The sequence below is a fragment of the Chryseobacterium cucumeris genome, from assembly GCF_016775705.1.
In the GTDB taxonomy this organism is placed as follows: domain Bacteria; phylum Bacteroidota; class Bacteroidia; order Flavobacteriales; family Weeksellaceae; genus Chryseobacterium; species Chryseobacterium cupriresistens.
This window is the reverse complement of sequence record NZ_CP068760.1, coordinates 466,671-489,576: the sequence shown is the minus strand read 5'-3', so window position 1 is coordinate 489,576 and position 22,906 is coordinate 466,671. Positions and strand designations below refer to the sequence as shown.

The window sequence follows — 22,906 nt, the reverse complement described above, 5'->3', positions numbered from 1 at the left end:
ATGAAAACATATATTATTCCCGTATTGATGGTTCTTTCATTAATAGCCTGTTCAAAAAAAGAGGAAGAGAAAAATATCCACACCAAAAAAGGGTTTGAACTCAGCAATACAATGCTGAACTCTATTTCCCTGGCAAAGGTTGAAAAAAGAAATATAGAAGACGAATACAGTTTTTACGGAAAAATCTCCGCAGACAAAAACAGCTATATAGATGTATACCCGTTGGTTGGAGGAAATGTGATGAGCGTCAATGTAGAATTGGGTGACTATGTGAAAAAAGGGCAGGTACTGGCAACCATCAGAAGTACTGAGCTTGCAGAAATTCAGAAGGATGTAAGTGATGCAAAAACAGATCTGGTAGTGGCCAAAAATAACCTCCGTGTTGCAAAAGAACTCTACGAAGGAAAGCTTAATACGGAAAGAGATGTACTGGAAGCTAAAAGCCAGTTGCAAAAAGCCGAAGATCAGTTACAGAGAGCTGCCGCAGTAAGTACGGTTTATAATGTGAAAACCGGAAATATATACAGTGTGGTAGCACCTATCAGCGGTTATATTGTTCAGAAAAGTATCAATAAAGATATGCAGCTGAGAAGTGACAGAAGTGATAATATTTTTGATGTGGCCAACACCACCAATGTATGGGCCATTATGAATGTCAATGAATCTGATATTGATAAAATTAGTTTGGGAATGAAAGCTCAGGTATCTACTCTATCTTATCCGGACAAAGTTTTTGATGGGAAAATTGATAAAATTTTCAAGATTATTGACCCGCAGACCAATGCCATGCAGGCAAGAGTCGTATTGGACAATGCCAACGGACTTTTGATCCCAGAGAGTAAAGCCACGATAAAAGTTTCCAGTCTGGAAAGCAACTCTACACTTACCGTTCCCTCCAAAGCAGTGATTTTTGATGATAATAAAAGCTTCGTAGTGATTTTTAAATCCAGGACAGATGTGAAGATCAGAGAAATCAAAGTATTAAAGCAGGTTGGTGATGTCACCTATATTGCAGACGGTCTGAAAGAAGGAGAAGAAGTGATTACCAACAACCAGCTGCTGATCTACCGTTCACTGAACAGCTAGTCTTATTAAACCATTAAGAATACTGACATTTTTCTTTAACGGCTTTTTTAGGTCACCAATGTATCTATCATGAATAAATTCATAAAAAATATAATTGCTTTTTCATTAAAAAATAAAGCATTTACCTTTATCTGGGTAGCGATTTTAGCCATCTCCGGTTTTATAAGTTTTAAAAACATGCCTATTGAAGCTTTTCCGGATGTAACCAATACTCAGATTGTCATCATTACCCAATGGAATGGGCGTAGTGCAGAAGAAGTGGAACGTTTTGTTACTACTCCCATTGAATTGGCAATGAGCCCGGTTCAAAAGAAAACAAGTGTGAGAAGTACCACCATGTTTGGACTTTCTATTGTTAAAATTCTGTTTGACGACGGGGTGGACGATACTTTTGCCAGAAATCAGGTCAATAACCAGTTAAGAACCATTAGCCTTCCTGATGAGGTAGACCCTGAAGTACAGCCACCCTACGGGCCAACCGGTGAAATTTTCAGATATACGCTGGAAAGTAAAACAAAAGATTCCCGAGCGCTGCTTACCCTGCAGAATTGGGTAATAGACCGTGCTTTAAGAGGAGTTCCCGGCGTTGCGGATATCAATGTTTTCGGAGGACAGGATAAAGTTTTTGAACTGAGTATCGATCCGAGGGCATTGGATAAATACAACCTTACGCCGCTTCAGGTATATGATGCCGTCACCAAAAGTAACCTGAACGTAGGAGGAGATGTCATTGAAAAAAATGGTCAGGCTTATGTGGTAAGAGGTATCGGTTTGGTAAAATCTGTAGCGGATATTGGAAATATTACCATTCAGAATGACAGTGGGAATCCTGTTTTGGTAAAAAATGTTGCAGAAGTTCATGAAAGTTCCATGCCCAGAGTAGGACAGGCCGCTCTTAATCATCATGACGATACGGTGGAAGGAATTGTTGTTATGAGAAAAGGGGAGAACCCGCGAGAAGTTTTAGTAAGTGTGAAGGCTAAAATTAAAGAGCTTAACGAAAAAGTACTTCCGAAAGATGTTAAAATGGTGACTTTCTACGATCGTGACAATCTGATGGATTTCACTACACATACCGTAATGCATAACCTTATTGAAGGTATTGTACTGGTAACGGTTATTGTTTTGATCTTTATGGCAGACTGGAGAACCACGCTGATTGTTTCCATCATTATCCCATTATCCTTATTGTTTGCCTTTTTATGTTTAAAGCTGGCAGGGATGAGTGCGAACCTGCTTTCTTTGGGAGCCGTAGACTTCGGGATTATCATAGACGGAGCCGTCGTCATGGTGGAAGGTCTTTTCGTAATGCTGGATCATAAAGCGCATAAGTACGGGACGGAGAAGTTTAATAAACTCGCCAAGGGAGGATGGATTAAGCAAACCGGAACAGGACTGGGAAAAGCCATCTTCTTTTCAAAATTAATCATCATTACTTCCTTGATTCCTATTTTCTCATTCCAGAAAGTAGAAGGAAAAATGTTTTCTCCGTTGGCATTTACATTAGGGTTTGCATTAATGGGAGCATTGATATTTACATTAACTCTCGTTCCTGTTCTTTCGCATATCCTTTTAAATAAAAATGTAAGAGAAAAAAGCAACCCGTTTGTGAACTTCTGGGACAGAATCGTTTTGAAAGGCTTTAATTTAACATTCAGACATAAAAAGATGAGCATGATTGTAGCGATTTCCTTTCTGGCTGTTACACTGTTTTCGGGTAAATTCCTTGGAACAGAGTTCCTGCCTCAGTTGAATGAAGGTTCATTGTGGATCACAGCCGAAATGCCGATGAGCTCCTCATTAAAAGAATCTCTGAAAACAGCTGATCTTTTAAAGAAGGACATTATGAGCTTTTCAGAAGTGACAGATGTGCTTGCCCAGACGGGAAGAAGTAATGATGGAACAGATCCCAACGGATTCGGATTTGTACAGTTTGCGGTAAATCTTAAGCCAAGAGAAGAATGGAAGCGTAAAATTACTTATGATGAACTGATCAATGAAATAGACAAAAAACTCAGAAGTTATCAGGGAATTACGTTCAACTACTCCCAGCCGATTTCCGATAACGTAGCAGAAGCAGTGGCTGGTTTTAAAGCTGAAAACGGAATCAAAATCTATGGTGATAACCTGGAAACCCTTGACAAATTAGCCCACGAAGTTTTGCTTAAAATTAAAGACGTACAAGGCGTGAAGGATCCGGGAATTATTAAAAATATCGGCCAGCCGGAAGTAAGCGTGGTTTTGGACAGAGATAAAATGGCCGCTTATGGAGTGATGCCCGCAGATGCTCAGGCTGTGCTGGAAATGGCATTTGGTGGAAAAACTGCCTCTGAAATGTTTGATGGGGAAAGAAAGTTCCCGATCCGTCTTCGGTATTCTCAGGAATACAGAACCAATGAAAATGACATTGCTGCTTTGATGGTTCCTACACAGGATGGAGCAAAGATTCCTTTAAAAGAAATAAGCACCATTGTTAAAGATAACGGAGCCGCATTTATTTACAGAGACAATATCAAGCGATACATCGGGGTTAAATTCTCCATCCGTGACCGGGATTTGGGAAGTACGATTGCGGATGCACAGAAAAAAGTAGAAACGATTGAACTTCCGGACGGTTATTCAATAGGATGGACAGGTCAGTTTGAAAACCAGCAGCGTGCCTCACACAGACTGGCGCAGGTAGTACCGGTGAGTATTCTGATGATTTTCTTCCTGTTGTTTATTCTGTTCGGCAATATGAAAGATTCTCTTCTGGTATTAGCGAACGTACCTTTTGCTTTGATTGGAGGAATCATCGCTTTACATATTACCGGAATCAATTTTGGAATCTCTGCCGGAGTAGGAATGATTGCTCTTCTGGGAATTTGTATCCAGAACGGGGTAATCCTTATTACAGAATTCCACCAGAATGTTAAAGACGGAATGGATATCGATACCGCTATATTAAATGGAGTAAAATCCAGAACGAGACCTGTAATTATGACAGCATTGATGGCTTCCATAGGGCTTATGCCGGCTGCCTTGTCTACAGGAATCGGATCGGAGTCTCAGAAACCTCTTGCAATTGTCATTATCGGAGGACTGATTACAGCTACAGTGCTTACTCTGCTTATTTTCCCGATTATTTTCTGGATTTTCAACAGAACAAGAAAACTGCAATCAATTTAATTTGTTATAGTATTTCGCCTTTGGAAATTCCTAAGGCGATTTTTTTTAATTTCTTGTCGTCTGATTTCAAATAAAATAATTAAATTGGGCAATTAGAAAAAAACAAATGATATCTTATAATTAATCCCTCATCTCTATACACAAATGTTAAAACACAAAATGAAACGCTACAAAAAAAGAGTTCTTTTTTTGTTTGGCTTTTTAATCGTCTTGCTTCCCCTGCAACTTGTTTTTAAGGTTAATATTGAAGAAACCTATCCTTCATTTAACTTTCCGGGATTCGCATCCTATCCCATAAAAGATGGAAAATATATTAATTTTACCAAAACCACTTCCCATGTCTTTTTTAAAGACGGGTCAGACAGTATTTTGGTCAATAATGATTATCTGGGAGAAAGTATACCGAGAACCATACAGATTACCCTTATTCAGAATTTGCTTTTTCCAAGGAAATATCCGGTTCTGGACAGTCGGGTGAATTCCCTTCCTCCTTATAAAAAGAAGCTTTACCTGTTGAAAAAATCTATTCTTAACCGGAACATTAAAAAAGTGGATATGGAAGAAAGTAAAAAATTCATTGTAAACAGACTTGAGAAAAGATTTCCCGGTAAAAAAGTCGCCGCTATACAGGTGATCAATGAAACTAAAGATTTTGATATAACCACAAGAAAATTGACCCAGAAATCTGTGTATGATACTGTACTGAGTTATCGTTTTTTAAACTAATAATGATGAATAAATTAAAAGAACTTCCCTTTGTTTCTTACCGTCCCAGCTATGAGTTCCTGGCATTTTACAGAATATTTTTTTCCATGTTCCTGTTATGGTCGGGAGTAGCAGATAACAGCTGGATCCATTCTATTCCTAACAGTGCTATGCATCCACCCATCAGCATCCTGTCTTTCACGGATATTGTCCCTTCTGAAGCATTTTTTGTGCTTTGCAGATATATACTCTATGCATGTTTATTGTTGATACTGATAGGATATAAACCTAGAATATTTGCAATATTGTATATAATCCTGTATGTATTGACGAATAATTATGCCTATTCGTTTGGAAAAGTGAATCACGATTTTATTTATACACTTCCGATCATGATAATGGCATTCTCTCCCTGGAACAAAACCTTTAGCTTCTTTCCTGAGCCCGTAAAAGAAACGGATGAGCTGGCAAAATCGTGGCCTCTGTTTATGATAAGTTTGATTTTCAGCTTCGGAATGTTTACTGCCGGGTTTTCTAAAATTCTGGGAGGCTGGCTGAGCACTGATATTCAGTATACTCAGATATTTTTTACGCAATATAGGTTTATTATAGGGTGGAACGATCTGCTTTCGGATTTTTATGAAGGAATTAATTCTAAAATATTCTGGGAAGCCCTGGATTATTTTACTGTTATTTTTGAAATGGTTTTTATTGTAGCGTTCATGTCTCCGAAATTTTTCAGATATATGCTGCTGGTAACTATTTTCTTTCACCTTAATGTATTATTGATGCTGAATATATCTTTTATGAATTCCATAGGACTTTACAGCCTTTTTATTCCGGCATGGCTCCTGCCGTCAGGTTTCAGAAACCGGATCAAGAATGGGATGCTCAGAATATTTAATCCGGAATATAGGAAAGCTGCTATTGCAGTAGTAATTCTGTACCTTTTAGTACTGAAAATTTTTAATATTAATACAATGGGGTCTGTGATAAACGGTCTCTTCTCCCTTATTGCATTCTGCAAACTTTCCACACCTCTTATTATGCTGGGAAGTGCGTTTTTATTTTCATTGTATTTATTGATTCGGTCATTAAGGAAGACTGATCGGAATAATATTCTGAAATAAACACAGGTAAGAGTGAATACTGCTTTCTGAAACTTATTTTTTATATTGGGTTTCAGGCTTTTTCATAAAAGGTTTCAGAAAGATTTTTTCAATCCGGAAAAATGTGTAAATTTGCAGTCTCAATACGTTGAAATATAAGGTTTGTCCTTCACTGGATGATAATATTGAAAGTTTTTTTAATAAAAAGTTTTTGGTATTTAAAAATTCATTATATTTGCACACCGAAAATTTGAAAAACAATAAATAAATAATTTTAAATCATGGCAAAGGAAACGTTTAATCGTAACAAACCACACTTGAACATTGGTACTATTGGTCACGTTGACCATGGTAAAACTACACTTACTGCAGCTATCAGTAGTGTATTAGCTAACAAGGGTCTTGCTGAGAAGAAAGATTTCTCTTCTATTGACTCTGCTCCAGAAGAAAAAGAAAGAGGTATCACTATTAATACAGCTCACATCGAGTACGAAACTGAAAACAGACACTATGCACACGTTGACTGTCCAGGTCACGCCGACTATGTTAAGAACATGGTAACTGGTGCTGCTCAGATGGATGGAGCTATCTTAGTATGTGCTGCAACTGATGGACCAATGCCTCAAACTAGAGAGCACATCCTACTTTGCCGTCAGGTAAACGTACCAAGAATCGTTGTTTTCATGAACAAAGTTGACATGGTGGATGATGCTGAGCTTTTAGAGCTTGTTGAACTTGAACTTAGAGATTTATTATCTACTTACGAATATGACGGAGATAACTCTCCAGTAATCCAGGGATCTGCTCTTGGTGCTCTTAACGGAGACGAGAAGTGGGTTAAGACTGTTGAAGAATTAATGGATGCAGTTGATACTTGGATCGAGCAGCCTGTTAGAGATCAGGATAAAGCATTCTTAATGCCAATCGAAGACGTATTCTCTATTACAGGTAGAGGTACTGTAGCAACTGGTAGAATCGAGGCTGGTGTTATCAACACTGGTGATCCAGTTGATATCGTAGGTATGGGTGATGAAAAATTAACTTCTACTATTACAGGGGTTGAGATGTTCAGAAAAATCCTAGACAGAGGTGAAGCTGGTGATAACGTAGGTCTATTGTTGAGAGGTATTGAAAAAACTGACATCAAGAGAGGTATGGTTATCGCTAAGAAAGATTCAGTTAAGCCACACAAGAAATTCAAAGCTGAGGTTTATATCCTTTCTAAAGAAGAAGGTGGACGTCACACTCCATTCCACAACAAGTACCGTCCTCAGTTCTACGTAAGAACTACTGACGTTACAGGTGAGATCTTCTTACCAGAAGGTGTAGAAATGGTAATGCCTGGTGATAACTTAACAATCACTGTTGAATTACTTCAGCCAATCGCTCTTAACGAGGGTCTTAGATTCGCGATCAGAGAAGGTGGTAGAACAGTAGGTGCAGGTCAGGTAACTGAAATCATCGACTAATCCACATCTAAAACAATATAAAAAGCTTCCGTAAGGAACACTCTTTACGGAGCTTTTTTTAACTACGGGCATCGTCCAATGGTAGGATACCGGTCTCCAAAACCGTTGATCAGGGTTCGAATCCTTGTGCCCGTGCAAATATAAATTATGAGTTCATTTGTCGATTTTTTAAAAGGTTCTTATAACGAATTCAGACATAAAGTTGAATGGCCAAAATGGGCTGACCTTCAGTCTTCTACAATTGTAGTGACTATTGCGACAGTTATTCTGGCTTTATTTACCTTTGGAGTTGATGAATTGTTTTCAAAAGCAATCAGCAACATAATAGGAATGCTAATCAACTTGTTCAATTAATAATTAAGTATTTTCCATAATGAGCGAATTGAAATGGTATGTGCTGAAAGCAATCAGCGGACAGGAAAATAAAGTGAAAAACTATATTGAGACAGAAATCAAACGTTTAGGGTTTGAGCAGTACGTTACTCAAGTGGTTATTCCTATGGAAAAGGTGATCCAGATTAGAAACGGTAAAAAAGTTCCTAAAGAGAGACCTTACTATCCTGGCTACTTGATGATTGAAGCTGACCTGATGGGAGAGATTCCTCACGTTATTAAAAATATCCCGGGAGTTATTTCTTTCTTAAGTTTAACAAAAGGGGGTGATCCTGTTCCAATGAGAAAATCAGAGGTAAACAGAATGCTTGGAAGAATGGATGAACTTTCAGAATTTGCAAGCGATGTTGAAATTCCTTATGTAGTAGGTGAAAACGTTAAAGTAATCGACGGACCTTTCAACGGATTCAATGGTACAGTTGAGAAGATTCTTGAAGACAAAAAGAAAATTGAAGTTTCTGTATTGATCTTCGGTAGAAAAACTCCAATGGAACTGAGCTACATGCAAGTAGAAAAAGTATAATACATTACTTATAAAATATAAAAAAGACTGCTTTTAAAGCAGTCTTTTTTTGTTGATTCCATTTCAATATATTTTAACAATAGTCTCTGGCGATGCTTCTCGGTTATTTTTTCGGTAAATAATAGTGCCGTTCTATTAATTCATAATGAAGTATTGAAATTGAATCTTCATATTTTTTTCACTCTGGCTAGAGTTTTTTTGAGTTTGCTGAAACTATTGTGCTGATATTCAAATTTCATAAGTCTGCTGACTACTTCTATAAAGTAGTTTACTTTAATTGAATTATCACCGTTACGTGACTATTTTTGCTTTTTTATGGATCAAGTTCCTTTTAGTTACTTAATTCACTTTCATATGGCATACTTCTTGCAACCAAGCTGTTAGCTAATCCACAAAATTTTATTCTTTTTATTTCATACACTGGTTACAGAGGTATGGGCATTCTATGTTTTAAATAAGAATAGAATTAAGATCAGTCACCCAAGAGCATAAGCTTTATAAACACATAACTCAATGACAAAAATTATTTCGATGATCACTCTGGTGGGCACATCAGTGTTCATGAGTGCGCAGGTTGGTATCAATACTGCCACACCAGAAAAAGAGCTTACCGTAAACGGTACAATGAAGACATCAGGAATTGTTTTTAAACAACCCCTGGAAAAACTGAAAGCGGATGAGAATTACACTTTTATTATCAAATCTCCCTCGCCGGAAAACAAAATTACAGCGTATAATGATTCTTTTGTACCTAATTCGCCGGCTCCCATTAATCTTATTCAGTTTAAAATCACCTGTGATCCTACAGACAAAGATTGGGTAAACCAGTTTGACACAAAGATCAACTCCAGCAAGTTTTTGGTAGTAATTTCTTCTTTTGGATTTACACAGCCTACAAGAACTTACTCTGCAGACTGGCTTACTCCGATACCTCAGATCTTTGCTTATTCTGCAGGAGGGACATGGAAACTTAAGGCAGATTACCAGGGATTTGCTCCTGATAATTCTTTGCCTACAGGAGTCTGGACACTCAACTTACTGGTGTTTGACAGGTCGTACGCCAAAGATTTTAATTCAACACAAAACCTTAATGGATTAACTACTGGTGCGGCGACAGCTCCATTAATTCAATAAAAACATAAATTATGAAAAAAATTATTGCGATACTCTTTACGGGTTTTGCTGCTTTAAGCATAAATGCACAAGTAGGAATAAATACTAAAACACCTAAAGGAACTCTTGATGTTGAAGGGGAAACTTTAGTAGAATCTTATTTAATAGATACTGAAAATACAAAGGCAAGCGGAAACTATCTTCTTCTTACCCGGTCAAAAGATACTTCACCGGTAGGTAAGGTGAAGCTGCTGGATATATCGCTCCGTAATGTAGCCCCTGTAAATATGTATAATGTTGTATTGAAAAATGTAAGACAGGATGAAGTTGTGAATCTCAATACAGGATTAGATGCAAGTAAATATGTGGTGGCCATTACAGGTGCTGTTTTTACAGGAGCGGTTTCAGCAGCGAACACAAGTACCAACCCTAAATCGTATGGTTCTTACTCAACTGAAATTACACAGGTGACCAGCGGTGGTAAACAGTACCATGCTATTAATTTAGCTTTTAAAGGAGCAGGAACTGTTTCTTCCATCAATGGAACCTGGACACTTACCTTAAATGTCTTTGAAAAATCCTTAGTGAAAGACTGGGGAACTTTTAACGGTTCTGTTTCAGCATCCGTTTCACCGGGATATTCAGGAGTATCAACCAATACGCCACTGGGCCTTCAATAAAAAAACTATGGAAAGAAAAATTTATATCACAATAATCCTATGTCTTGGGATGTTTTTAAACGCCCAGAAAGGAAAAGTAGGGATCAACACTGCTAATCCCGCAGAAACACTTGATGTTAATGGAAAAACATATACGAATTCCTTATATTTAAGAAATCCGGGAGAACCTACGATGACAGGAGGAAGCTTTTTAGCCACTTCGCAGAATGCCTTACAATTGTATGATCCGGCTTTGGAAAGCAGCGGGCTGTTCAATTATCTTAAACTTACCCTTACCGGCGTACCTGGAACAGGCATTACAGATTATGATACTAAAATTGATGCCAACAACTTTTTGGTTATCCTCCACAATTATTCCTTCAAGCTGAACGATGGAAATACGAGTGTAATGCTTGATTATGGCGACAACGGTGTGAATGATAACAAACAGGGATCACCGGATGTAGTGGCTTTCAAAAGTAACGGAACATGGCACGTCAGAGCTAGATTTACAGATAGCAGAATGATTGCCACCAACACAACTACACCATCAAGAACCTATAATAACTTTACGGTTGATCTTTATCTGATGGCTTACAAAAGATTAATTGAAAAGCAAAATATAAACGATATCAATGATGATCTTGGAGGAAACGACGGTTCTACAAAAACAATTAATAAACCTTCAGGTTTTTAATCAGCCTTCCTTTTAAAATATTTTAAAACGGTTATTTGCATAAAATAACCGTTTTCGTTTTTACTGACTGTATTTTCAATTCTATGACAGGGAAACATGATTTATTTTTCTAAAACTTTTAAAAATCAGCAATTTCCGTTTGCTATTTCAAAAATATTTTATACTTTTGCAGTCCAAAAAGTAGGTTTATTGTTATGTGAGTGCATAACCTACTGAATAATAAATGCTTCCAAACTCATTAATTATTCAAATTTAAAAAACAAACAATGGCTAAGAAAGTCTTTAAAATGGTAAAGCTTCAGGTGAAAGGTGGCGCAGCTAACCCTTCTCCACCAGTAGGTCCAGCATTGGGTTCTGCAGGTGTGAACATCATGGAGTTTTGTAAGCAATTTAACGGAAGAACCCAAGATAAGCCAGGGCAAGTTTTACCTGTAGTAATTACAGTATACGAAGACAAATCTTTTGAATTCGTTATTAAAACTCCACCTGCAGCAATCCAGTTAATGGATGCAGCTAAGATCAAGGGAGGTTCTGGTGAACCAAACAGAAACAAAGTAGGTTCTGTAACTTGGGAACAGGTAAAGAAAATCGCTGAAGATAAAATGGCGGATCTTAACTGTTTTACAATGGACTCTGCTCTTTCTATGGTTGCAGGTACTGCCAGATCTATGGGATTAAGAGTAACAGGAACTAAACCAACTAACGCTTAAAACTTAAAGAAATGGCAAAATTAACTAAAAAGCAAAAGGAAGCTTTAAGCAAAGTAGAAAAAGGAAGAATCTATAACCTTGAAGAAGGTTCAGCTCTTGTAAAAGAAGTGAACACTACAAAGTTTGATGCTTCTGTCGATATCGCAGTAAGATTAGGAGTAGACCCTAGAAAAGCAAACCAAATGGTAAGAGGTGTTGTATCTCTTCCTCACGGTACTGGTAAAGATGTTAAAGTATTAGCTCTTGTAACTCCAGATAAAGAAGCAGAAGCTAAAGCTGCTGGTGCTGACTATGTAGGTCTTGACGAATATTTACAAAAAATCAAAGAAGGTTGGACAGATGTTGACGTTATCGTTACGATGCCAGCTGTAATGGGTAAATTAGGTCCATTAGGTAGAGTATTAGGTCCAAGAGGTTTAATGCCAAACCCTAAATCAGGAACTGTAACAATGGAAATTGGTAAAGCAGTAACTGAAGTAAAAGCAGGTAAAATTGATTTCAAAGTAGACAAGTATGGTATTATCCATGCTGGTATTGGTAAAGTATCTTTCGATGCTGCCAAGATCAAAGAAAATGCTCAGGAATTAATCCAGACATTGATCAAAATGAAACCAACTGCTGCTAAAGGAACTTATGTGAAGAGTATCTATTTATCTTCTACAATGAGCCCAGGTATTGCAATTGATACTAAATCTGTTAACTAATAATAATCCTTAAGACAATGACAAAAGACCAAAAAGTTGTAGCAATACAAGAGATCAAAGATTTGCTTCAGGATGCAAAAGTAGTATACGTAGCAGATTTAGAAGGTTTGAACGCTGGTAAATCTTCAGATTTCAGAAGACAGGCTTTCAAACAAAATATCAAAGTGAAAGTTGTAAAAAATACACTTTTACAAAAAGCAATGGAGCAAATTGAAGGAGTTGATTACTCTGAAATGTTCCCATCTTTCAAAGGAAACTCAGCGTTAATGATTGCTGAAACAGCAAACGCTCCTGCGAAATTGATCCAAGGATTCAGAAAGAAAGAAGAAAAGCCAGCTTTAAAGTCTGCTTTTGTTCAAGAAACTTTCTACGTTGGTGACAATAACCTGGACATGTTGGCTAACATCAAGTCTAGAGAAGAAATGATCGGTGAAATCATCGGATTACTTCAGTCTCCAATCCAGAGAGTTGTTTCTGCTCTTCAAAACAAACCTGAAACTGTAGAAGCTAAAGCTGAAGAAGCTGCTCCTGCGGTAGAAGAAACTCCTGCTGAAGCTCCTGAAGCTGCTGCAGAAAGCACTGACGAAACGCCAGCTGCTGAATAATTACACTCAAAAAATTAAATAAATAATCAACAAAAACATTACAACAATGTCAGATTTAAAAAATTTAGCTGAAACGCTAGTAAACCTAACTGTAAAAGACGTAAACGAATTAGCTGCTATCCTTAAGGATGAGTACGGAATTGAGCCAGCTGCTGCTGCTGTAGTTGTTGCTGCAGGTGGTGCAGGTGATGCTGCTGAAGAAAAGACTGAATTCGACGTAATTCTTAAGTCTGCAGGTGCTTCTAAATTAGCTATTGTTAAATTAGTAAAAGATTTAACTGGTGCTGGTCTTAAAGAAGCTAAAGATATCGTAGACGGAGCTCCTGCTGCAATTAAGCAAGGTGTTTCTAAAGACGAAGCTGAAGCTCTTAAGAAGCAATTAGAAGAAGCTGGTGCTGAAGTAGAATTGAAATAATTTCAATTGTATTATAAATAAAGAAGCCCGGGCATTTGCCAGGGCTTTTTTGTATGTAAGCTTTTGTAAATGTGTCTTTTAATTTTTAATAGTAATATTATATTGTTATTACTAATACTGATATAGTTTTTTATGATTGCATATTTTGTGGTAACGTATGATTTTTTTTATGTTTATTATTATGTTTAATTATTTTATGTGAATTTTTATTAGTTAATTATTGTTTTAATTGAAAAAATATTATATTTGTATTGAAAAAAACACAATAATTGGATAGAAATAACCTTCTTTTCTTTGGTCATAAGATTACGCTTCTAAAGATTTTGACGGCTATAGGAAAACTAAACACGAAGATAATATCTCTAATAAGGGCAAAGCCTGGTTTCTCATATGGTACAGCTATTACCAATCATTTATGGGGTTGCTTTGCTGATGTTTCCGTTTATTATTGGACAGGTTTGTATAATGGTTCTGCCGGTCAAAAAGAAAGCTATTGGTTATGTAATAAAGGTTTCCGGGATAATTTTCCTTTTTTTAAAACAGCAATTCTGAAATGTCCTTCCTCAGAAGTAGTAAATCGACTGCCCAATAGAATGGATGGCATTATTCATAATCCTGTAACATCTTATAAGTATAAGCGCCTTTGTGGTGTTATTTATAAATTAGATGAGAATAGAATTGTCCTTTCAAAAAGTACATTTATATAAAACATCAAATAGCATTAGAAATGAAAAATAAATTATTAACCATCGTTCTACTAATGATCTGTAAGTTTCCGGGAAATCGCTCAGGTAGGTATTTGTATTTGTACAGTCACGGGAGCTCAAAAAATAAAATCTTATAAGGTTATTGTGAAATAATCATAGGATTAGCTTGTGTTGTGGAGGGGGTGCTCATATTTGGGCAGCCTCTCTCGTTTTTAAGAGTTTCAAAATGAGATGATTTATTTGTTTTTGTGGATAACTTTTTGTATCTTTGCCCTTCTTTTGGCGCGAAAAATTGTATGTAAATTTATAAAATACTGAAAATCAACTCTTTCACTGTGTAAACGTGGAAGGGATTTCGTGTATATAAATACTGCGGTAATACAGCCTCAAAAGTAATAAAAATATTTTGCATTACGCTGTGAAAAGATATACCAGTGTTGCAGTTAGAAAGAACCATGTAGGAAGTTTAAAAGAATCTAAGGTCCTTTGTGAGCGCCAAAAACACTTTTACCTTTTACTTTTATCTTGTTTCTTGTTCTTTTCTGATATTTTTTAATGAATCAAAATATTTTTTAACCCTTTCTTAAAAGTTTTATGAGTAAAACAAAATCAACAACTCAAGGAAATCCGAGAATTAATTTCTCATCAGCGAAAGGAAAAATCATCACTCCGGACTTTTTGGATATCCAAATTGAATCTTTCAGAGAATTTTTCCAGCTTGATACACTTCCTGAAGCCAGAAAGACAGAAGCTCTTTACAAGACTTTCCAAGAGAATTTCCCAATTACGGATTCAAGAAACCAATTCGTATTAGAATTCTTAGACTATCTGGTAGATTCTCCACGTTATTCAATCGATGAGTGTGTGGAAAGAGGACTTACTTATTCAGTTCCTCTAAAAGCTAGACTTAAACTGTATTGTACTGACCCGGAACATGAAGATTTCCAGACTGTGGTTCAGGACGTATACTTAGGTCCGGTTCCTTATATGACGCCAAGTGGTTCTTTTATCATCAATGGTGCTGAAAGAGTTATTGTTACGCAGCTTCACCGTTCACCTGGTGTATTCTTCGGACAAACTTACCACGCTAACGGAACCAAACTTTACTATTCAAGAATTATCCCTTTCAAAGGATCTTGGATGGAATTTACAACTGATATCAACAGCGTAATGTACGCGTATATCGACCGTAAGAAAAAATTACCATTAACAACTTTATTAAGAGCAATCGGTTACGAATCTGACAAGGATATCCTTCAGATCTTTGACCTTGCTGAAGAAGTGAAAGTTTCTAAAGCTGCCCTTAAAAAAGTAGAAGGAAGAACATTGGCTGCGAGAGTATTGAACACCTGGTTCGAAGATTTCGTAGACGAAGATACAGGTGAGGTAGTTTCTATTGAAAGAAACGAAATCATCCTGGATAGAGAAACGATTCTTGAAAAAGAACATTTGGATCTTATTCTTGATGCTGGTGTGAAGTCAATCCTGATTCACAAAGAAAACAGCAACGAATTCTCTATCATCCAGAATACATTACAAAAAGACCCTACTAACTCTGAAAAAGAAGCGGTAGAGTATATTTATCGTCAGTTAAGAAACGCAGATCCGCCAGATGAGGAAACAGCAAGAGGAATCATTGAAAAATTATTCTTCTCTGAGCAGAGATATTCATTAGGTGAAGTTGGGCGTTACAGATTGAACAAAAAGCTAGGTCTTAACATTCCAACGACAACTGAGGTTCTTACAAAAGAAGATATCATTGCTATTGTAAGACACTTAATCGAGCTTGTCAACTCTAAAGCAGAGGTTGATGATATTGACCACTTATCAAACAGAAGAATTAAAACTGTTGGTGAGCAGTTGGCTGGACAGTTCGGGGTAGGTCTTTCAAGAATTGCAAGAACAATCAAGGAAAGAATGAACGTTAGAGATAACGAAATCTTTACTCCGCTTGACCTTGTAAATGCAAAGACATTAACATCAGTAATCAACTCGTTCTTTGGTACCAACCAGCTTTCTCAGTTTATGGACCAAACCAACCCTCTATCAGAGATCACTCACAAGAGAAGATTATCTGCACTAGGGCCTGGTGGTTTATCAAGAGAAAGAGCAGGTTTCGAGGTTCGAGACGTTCACCATACTCACTACGGAAGAATTTGTCCGATTGAAACTCCGGAAGGACCAAACATCGGTTTGATTTCATCTTTAGGTATTTATGCTAAAATCAACAGACTAGGTTTCATCGAAACTCCATATAGAAAAGTAGAAGGCGGTAAGATTGAGCTTAACGCAGATCCTATCTACTTAAATGCGGAAGATGAAGAATCTAAAGTAATTGCTCAGGCAAACGTTGAATTGAGCGACAACGGTGAATTCGAAACAGACAGAATCATTGCAAGATTGGATGGTGACTATCCGGTAGTAGAACCTAGCCAGGTAGACCTTATCGACGTAGCACCAAACCAGATTTCCGGTATTTCCGCTTCATTAATTCCATTCCTGGAACATGATGATGCGAACCGTGCATTGATGGGATCCAATATGATGCGTCAGGCCGTTCCTCTATTGAAGCCACAGGCTCCAATCGTTGGTACAGGGCTTGAGCAGCAGGTTGCAAGAGATTCAAGAATTTTAATTAACGCTGAAGGTACAGGTACAGTACAGTACGTAGATGCTGACAGAATCGTTATTAAATACGAAAGAAGCGAAGACGAAGATTTAGTACAATTTGAGTCTGCTACTAAAACATACAACCTTACTAAGTTCAGAAAAACGAACCAGAGTACAACCATTACCCTAAGACCAAACGTAAGAGTAGGTGATGTAGTGGAAAAAGGACAGGTACTTTGCGACGGGTATGCTACTGAAAAAGGAGAATTGGCTCTTGGTAGAAACTTAGTGGTAGCGTTCATGCCTTGGAAAGGGTACAACTTCGAGGATGCAATCGTAATCAACGAAAAAGTTGTACGTGAGGACTGGTTTACTTCAATCCACGTAGATGAATATTCTCTTGAAGTTCGTGATACTAAATTAGGTATGGAAGAACTTACAGCAGATATTCCAAACGTATCTGAAGAAGCTACGAAAGATCTTGACGAGAACGGTATGATCAGAATCGGTGCTGAAGTGAAGCCTGGAGATATCATGATTGGTAAAATTACTCCAAAAGGTGAATCTGACCCAACTCCTGAAGAAAAACTTCTTAGAGCAATCTTCGGTGATAAAGCTGGTGATGTGAAGGATGCTTCACTGAAAGCAGACTCATCATTAAGAGGAGTTGTTATCAACAAGAAATTGTTCTCAAGAAATATTAAAGACAAAAAGAAAAGAACTGAAGAAAAACTTAAACTTGAAGAAATTGAAAACACTTACAAGGCTAAGTTTGATGAGTTGAGAAATACGTTAATTGAAAAATTAAATACACTGGTAAGCGGTAAAACTTCTCAGGGGGTACAAAACGACCTTGACGAAGAAATCATCGGTAAAGGTGTGAAATTCACTCACAAGTTATTAACTTCAGTCGAAGATTATGTAAACGTTAGCGGTTCAGACTGGACAGTAGATGCTGACAAGAATGAATTGATCAAACAATTGATTCACAATTACAAAATCAAATATAACGACATTCAAGGAGTTAAAAACCGTGAGAAATTTGCTATTTCAATCGGAGATGAGCTTCCTGCAGGTATCATGAAGCTGGCTAAAGTTTACATCGCTAAGAAACGTAAACTGAATGTAGGAGATAAAATGGCAGGACGTCACGGTAACAAAGGTATCGTTTCAAGAATCGTTCGTGAAGAAGATATGCCATTCCTGGAAGACGGAACACCGGTAGATATCGTATTGAATCCACTTGGGGTACCTTCCCGTATGAACATCGGTCAGATTTATGAAACAGTTCTTGGATGGGCTGGTCAGAAGCTGGGTATGAAGTTCGCTACACCAATCTTCGATGGAGCAACTCTTGATCAGATTACTGAATATACAGACAAAGCAGGTCTTCCTAAATTCGGTCACACTTACCTTTATGATGGTGGTACTGGAGAAAGATTTACTCAGGCTGCGACTGTAGGGGTTATTTACATGCTGAAATTAGGACACATGGTTGATGACAAAATGCACGCACGTTCTATCGGTCCTTACTCATTGATTACTCAGCAGCCGTTAGGAGGTAAAGCTCAGTTCGGAGGTCAGAGATTCGGAGAGATGGAGGTTTGGGCACTTGAAGCATTCGGTGCATCTAACATCCTGAGAGAGATCCTTACTGTGAAGTCGGATGACGTGATTGGTAGAGCAAAAACTTATGAAGCAATTGCAAAAGGTGAATCTATGCCTGAACCAGGTATTCCGGAATCATTCAACGTATTACTTCACGAGTTACAAGGTCTTGGATTAGACGTAAGATTGGAGGAGTAAGATATCAGATGTCAGACACAAGATGTCAGACTACGACACTCTAACAATTTTATAATCCTTGAATTTGGAATGATGATTTCTTCTGAAATCTGAAATCTGAAATCTAAAATCTAAAAAAAATTATGTCAAATAAAAATAAATCAAGTAGATTTAATAAAATAACCATCGGTTTAGCTTCACCGGAGTCTATTTTACAAGACTCAAGAGGGGAGGTTTTAAAACCGGAAACTATTAACTACAGAACTCACAAGCCTGAAAGAGACGGGCTATTTTGTGAGAAAATCTTTGGTCCTGTAAAGGATTACGAATGTGCTTGTGGTAAATACAAGAGAATTCGTTACAAAGGGATCGTTTGTGACCGTTGTGGAGTAGAAGTTACTGAGAAAAAAGTAAGAAGAGAGAGAATCGGGCACATCAACCTTGTAGTTCCAATTGCACACATCTGGTATTTCCGTTCATTACCAAACAAAATCGGATACCTTTTAGGAATTCCTTCTAAGAAATTAGATATGATCATCTACTACGAAAGATATGTGGTGATCCAGCAGGGTATTGCTAAAAAATTAGACGGTTCTGATTTTGAAAATATGGAATTCCTTACAGAAGAAGAGTACCTTGATATCATGGAAACTCTTCCTGTAGAAAACCAGTATCTTGATGATTCTGATCCAAACAAATTCATCGCCAGAATGGGTGCTGAAGCTGTGGAAGATCTTTTAAAAAGAATCGATCTTGATGCATTGTCTTTCGACTTGAGACACAAAGCTCACAACGAAGGTTCAAAACAAAGAAGAACTGAAGCTCTTAAGAGATTGAACGTGGTAGAAGCATTGAGAGGTGCTAATACAAGAATGATCAACAGACCAGAGTGGATGATCATGCGTGTGCTTCCTGTTATCCCGCCAGAACTAAGACCATTGGTTCCATTGGATGGAGGACGTTTCGCAACTTCTGACCTGAATGACCTTTACAGAAGAGTTATCATCAGAAATAACCGTTTGAAGAGATTATTGGAGATCAAAGCTCCTGAAGTAATCTTGAGAAACGAGAAGCGTATGCTTCAGGAATCTGTAGATTCATTATTCGATAACACAAGAAAATCTTCTGCAGTAAAATCTGAGTCAAACAGACCATTGAAATCACTTTCTGATTCATTGAAAGGTAAGCAAGGTCGTTTCCGTCAGAACTTACTAGGGAAAAGGGTTGACTACTCTGCGCGTTCGGTAATTGTTGTAGGTCCAAACTTACAGCTTCACGAATGTGGTATTCCTAAAGATATGGCAGCTGAACTTTACAAACCGTTCATCATCAGAAAGCTGATTGAAAGAGGAATTGTAAAAACAGTAAAATCTGCAAAGAGAATTATCGACAGAAAAGAACCGGTAGTTTATGATATCCTTGAAAACGTGATGAAAGGTCACCCTGTTCTATTGAACAGAGCACCTACGCTTCACAGACTGGGTATTCAGGCTTTCCAACCTAAGATGATCGAAGGTAAGGCAATCCAGCTACACCCGTTAGTAACTACGGCCTTCAACGCCGATTTCGATGGTGACCAGATGGCGGTACACTTACCGTTAGGACCAGAAGCGATCCTTGAAGCTCAGTTATTGATGTTAGGTTCTCAAAACATCCTGAACCCTGCAAACGGTTCTCCAATTACAGTACCATCTCAGGACATGGTTCTTGGTCTTTATTTCATGACTAAAGAATTAAGCTCTACAGAGACGATGAAAGTAAAAGGAGAAGGTCTTGCATTCTATTCTCCTGAAGAAGCGGAAATCGCTTATGCTGAAGGTAGAGTATCTTTAAATGCTAAAGTAAGATGTAGACTACCAATTAAAGAAGACGGACAAATCGTAACAAGATTGATCGAAACTTCTGTAGGTAGAATCCTGTTCAACCAGATTGTACCTAAGCAGGTAGGATATATCAATGAACTTCTGACTAAGAAATCATTGAGAAACGTTATCGGTAAGATCCTTGCTGATACAGATTTCCCTACAACTGTGAAGTTCCTTGATGCAATGAAAGACTTAGGGTATTCAAACGCATTCAAAGGAGGTCTTTCTTTCTCACTTGGGGATATCGTAGTTCCTGTTGAGAAAAAACAGATGATTGCACAATCAATTGAAACTGTAGACGAAATTAGAGCCAACTATAACATGGGTCTGATTACCGATACAGAACGTTATAACCAGGTAATCGACGTTTGGACAAATACCAACGCCGGATTAACTGAAATGATCATGAGCAGAATGAAAACTGACCAAGGTGGTTTCAACTCTGTATACATGATGCTTGACTCTGGAGCGAGGGGTTCTAAAGAACAGATCCGTCAGTTATCAGGGATGAGAGGTTTGATGGCAAAACCGCAGAAAGCCGGTTCTACCGGAGCGGAGATCATTGAAAACCCGATCCTTGCCAACTTTAAGGAAGGTCTTTCGATTCTAGAGTACTTTATCTCTACCCACGGTGCCCGTAAAGGTCTTGCGGATACCGCTCTTAAGACAGCCGATGCCGGTTACTTAACGAGAAGATTGGTAGACGTTGCACAGGACGTTATCGTTACAGAAGACGACTGTGGAACTCTAAGAGGTACAGAAGTTACTGCACTTAAGAAAAATGACGAGATCGTTGAAAGAATCTCTGAAAGAATCTTAGGTAGAGTATCTCTTCATAATATTTACGATCCTGAAACTGACGAGCTTATCGCAAGTGCAGATCAGGTGATCATTGAATCTTTGGCGAAAAGAATCGAAGAAGCTGGATTAGAAGCTGTGGAGGTTCGTTCACCATTAACTTGTGAAGCTAAGAAAGGTATCTGTGCGAAATGTTACGGTAGAAACTTGGCAACAGGTAAAGTGATTCACATGGGTGAAGCGGTAGGTGTAATTGCAGCACAATCCATTGGGGAACCAGGTACTCAGCTTACGTTGAGAACCTTCCACCAGGGGGGTACTGCAGGTAACGTATCAGAAAACCCATCTATCGTTGCAAGAAGAGATGGTATCGTAGAAATGGATGAAGTAAGAACAATTACTTCTGAAGATGAAAACGGTAATACAGCTGAGGTTGTGGTTTCCCGTTCAACAGAATTCAGATTAGTTGCTGATAATGAGTCCAGAACTCCATTAATGGTAGCTAACGTACCTTACGGATCTATATTATCTGTAAAACCAGGTGATAAAGTGAAGAAAGGTGATACAATCTGTAGATGGGATCCGTATAACGCGGTTATCATTGCTGAAACTTCAGGTAAGGTAGAATACGAGGATATCATCCAGGGTATTTCATTCCAGCTTGAAATTGACGAACAAACAGGATTCGAAGAGAAAGTAATCTCTGAATCCAGAAATAAGAAAGCCGTACCTACCCTGAAAGTGGTAGACTCTAAAGGAGTTGAGCAAAAAGCTTACAACTTACCGGTAGGAGCCCACTTAATGGTTAACGATGGTGAAAAAATTAAGGCTGGTAAAGTCTTAATCAAGATCCCAAGAAAATCTGCAAAAGCAGGGGATATCACCGGAGGTCTTCCGAGAGTTACCGAATTATTCGAAGCAAGAAACCCTTCAAACCCAGCGGTTGTTACTGAAATCGACGGGGTAGTTTCTTACGGAAAAATCAAGAGAGGTAACCGTGAACTTATTGTTGAGGCTAAAACCGGAGAAAGAAAAATTTACTTAGTAAAACTTTCTAACCAGATTCTTGTTCAGGAGAATGACTTCGTAAGAGCAGGTTCTCCACTTTCTGACGGTTCTATCACACCGGAAGATATCTTGAGAATTAAAGGTCCAACAGCCGTTCAGGAATACTTAGTAAACGAAATTCAGGAAGTTTACCGTCTACAGGGGGTAAAAATCGATGATAAGCACTTCGAAATTATCGTAAGACAAATGATGACGAAAGTATCTATCGTAGATGGAGGTGATACTCAATTCCTTGAAGGAGCTCTTGAACATAAGTATGACTTCCTGGAAGAAAACAACAGAGTATTCGGTCTTAAAGTAGTAGTAGATGCTGGTGATTCTAAAGAATTCAAGCCAGGTCAGATGATTACTGCAAGAGAATTAAGAGACGAAAACTCTAAGTTGAAGCGTGAAGATTTAGCATTGGTAGAAGTAAGAGAAGCTCTTCCTGCTACGGCAACTCCGGTACTGCAAGGTATTACAAGAGCAGCCCTTCAGACTAAGTCATTCATGTCGGCAGCATCATTCCAGGAAACAACTAAAGTTCTTAACGAAGCAGCAGTTGCTGGTAAGATAGACGATCTTAACGGTCTTAAAGAAAATGTAATTGTAGGACACAGAATCCCTGCAGGTACAGGTCTTAAAGAGTATCAGAACGTTATTGTAGGTTCTAAGAAAGAATTCGAAGACCTTAACTAAAATTAATGATTTGAAATTTGGGATTTGAAATTATTTTTA

Annotated in this window: 17 protein-coding genes and 1 tRNA gene; all 18 read left to right on the top strand. The window is 37.8% G+C overall.

Annotated elements, in window-relative coordinates:
* The gene (locus JNG87_RS02230) at positions 1-1,086 is read left to right on the top strand and encodes an efflux RND transporter periplasmic adaptor subunit (RefSeq protein WP_202841473.1); all 1,086 of its coding nucleotides are present in this window, start codon (positions 1-3) and stop codon (positions 1,084-1,086) included.
* Between the two features lie 69 nt (positions 1,087-1,155).
* Positions 1,156-4,254 (top strand): efflux RND transporter permease subunit, encoded by a 3,099-nt coding sequence (locus tag JNG87_RS02225; protein WP_202841470.1) that lies wholly within the window; start codon positions 1,156-1,158, stop codon positions 4,252-4,254.
* Positions 4,255-4,413: 159 nt separating this feature from the next.
* A complete protein-coding gene (locus JNG87_RS02220; RefSeq protein WP_202841468.1) occupies positions 4,414-4,980 on the top strand; it encodes a hypothetical protein in 567 nt (188 codons plus the stop codon).
* Positions 4,981-4,982: 2 nt separating this feature from the next.
* A complete protein-coding gene (locus JNG87_RS02215; protein WP_202841466.1) occupies positions 4,983-6,089 on the top strand; it encodes a hypothetical protein in 1,107 nt (368 codons plus the stop codon).
* 260 nt (positions 6,090-6,349) lie between these two features.
* Entirely contained in the window at positions 6,350-7,537 is a 1,188-nt protein-coding gene (tuf, locus tag JNG87_RS02210; protein ID WP_110008219.1) for an elongation factor Tu, read from the top strand.
* Between the two features lie 64 nt (positions 7,538-7,601).
* Positions 7,602-7,672 (top strand) — tRNA-Trp (locus JNG87_RS02205).
* Positions 7,673-7,684: 12 nt separating this feature from the next.
* Entirely contained in the window at positions 7,685-7,891 is a 207-nt protein-coding gene (secE, locus tag JNG87_RS02200; RefSeq protein ID WP_002976410.1) for a preprotein translocase subunit SecE, read from the top strand.
* Between the two features lie 19 nt (positions 7,892-7,910).
* A complete protein-coding gene (gene nusG, locus JNG87_RS02195) occupies positions 7,911-8,453 on the top strand; it encodes a transcription termination/antitermination protein NusG (protein WP_002976412.1) in 543 nt (180 codons plus the stop codon).
* A 513-nt stretch (positions 8,454-8,966) separates the two neighbouring features.
* A complete protein-coding gene (locus tag JNG87_RS02190) occupies positions 8,967-9,587 on the top strand; it encodes a hypothetical protein (RefSeq protein ID WP_202841464.1) in 621 nt (206 codons plus the stop codon).
* 11 nt (positions 9,588-9,598) lie between these two features.
* Complete coding sequence (locus tag JNG87_RS02185) at positions 9,599-10,246, top strand: hypothetical protein (protein WP_110008217.1); 648 nt, start codon at positions 9,599-9,601, stop codon at positions 10,244-10,246.
* 7 nt (positions 10,247-10,253) lie between these two features.
* Positions 10,254-10,922: a hypothetical protein gene (locus JNG87_RS02180; RefSeq protein ID WP_110008216.1), complete on the top strand. Its 669-nt coding sequence runs from the start codon at positions 10,254-10,256 to the stop codon at positions 10,920-10,922.
* A 266-nt stretch (positions 10,923-11,188) separates the two neighbouring features.
* Positions 11,189-11,632 (top strand): 50S ribosomal protein L11, encoded by a 444-nt coding sequence (gene rplK / locus JNG87_RS02175; RefSeq protein WP_047435399.1) that lies wholly within the window; start codon positions 11,189-11,191, stop codon positions 11,630-11,632.
* 11 nt (positions 11,633-11,643) lie between these two features.
* A complete protein-coding gene (gene rplA, locus JNG87_RS02170) occupies positions 11,644-12,336 on the top strand; it encodes a 50S ribosomal protein L1 (RefSeq protein WP_002976422.1) in 693 nt (230 codons plus the stop codon).
* Positions 12,337-12,353: 17 nt separating this feature from the next.
* A complete protein-coding gene (gene rplJ, locus JNG87_RS02165; protein WP_110008215.1) occupies positions 12,354-12,941 on the top strand; it encodes a 50S ribosomal protein L10 in 588 nt (195 codons plus the stop codon).
* A gap of 46 nt (positions 12,942-12,987) precedes the next feature.
* Entirely contained in the window at positions 12,988-13,356 is a 369-nt protein-coding gene (gene rplL / locus JNG87_RS02160; protein ID WP_062675820.1) for a 50S ribosomal protein L7/L12, read from the top strand.
* A 269-nt stretch (positions 13,357-13,625) separates the two neighbouring features.
* Positions 13,626-14,063, top strand: a complete 438-nt coding sequence (locus JNG87_RS02155) for a hypothetical protein (RefSeq protein ID WP_202841462.1) — start codon at positions 13,626-13,628, stop codon at positions 14,061-14,063.
* A gap of 594 nt (positions 14,064-14,657) precedes the next feature.
* Positions 14,658-18,479 carry a DNA-directed RNA polymerase subunit beta gene (gene rpoB / locus JNG87_RS02150; protein WP_137905183.1) on the top strand — a complete coding sequence of 1,274 codons (3,822 nt, stop codon included), beginning with the start codon at positions 14,658-14,660 and terminating at the stop codon, positions 18,477-18,479.
* Between the two features lie 122 nt (positions 18,480-18,601).
* On the top strand, positions 18,602-22,867 hold the full coding sequence (gene rpoC / locus JNG87_RS02145; RefSeq protein WP_202841460.1) for a DNA-directed RNA polymerase subunit beta': 4,266 nt from the start codon (positions 18,602-18,604) through the stop codon (positions 22,865-22,867).
* Positions 22,868-22,906 lie beyond the last annotated feature (39 nt).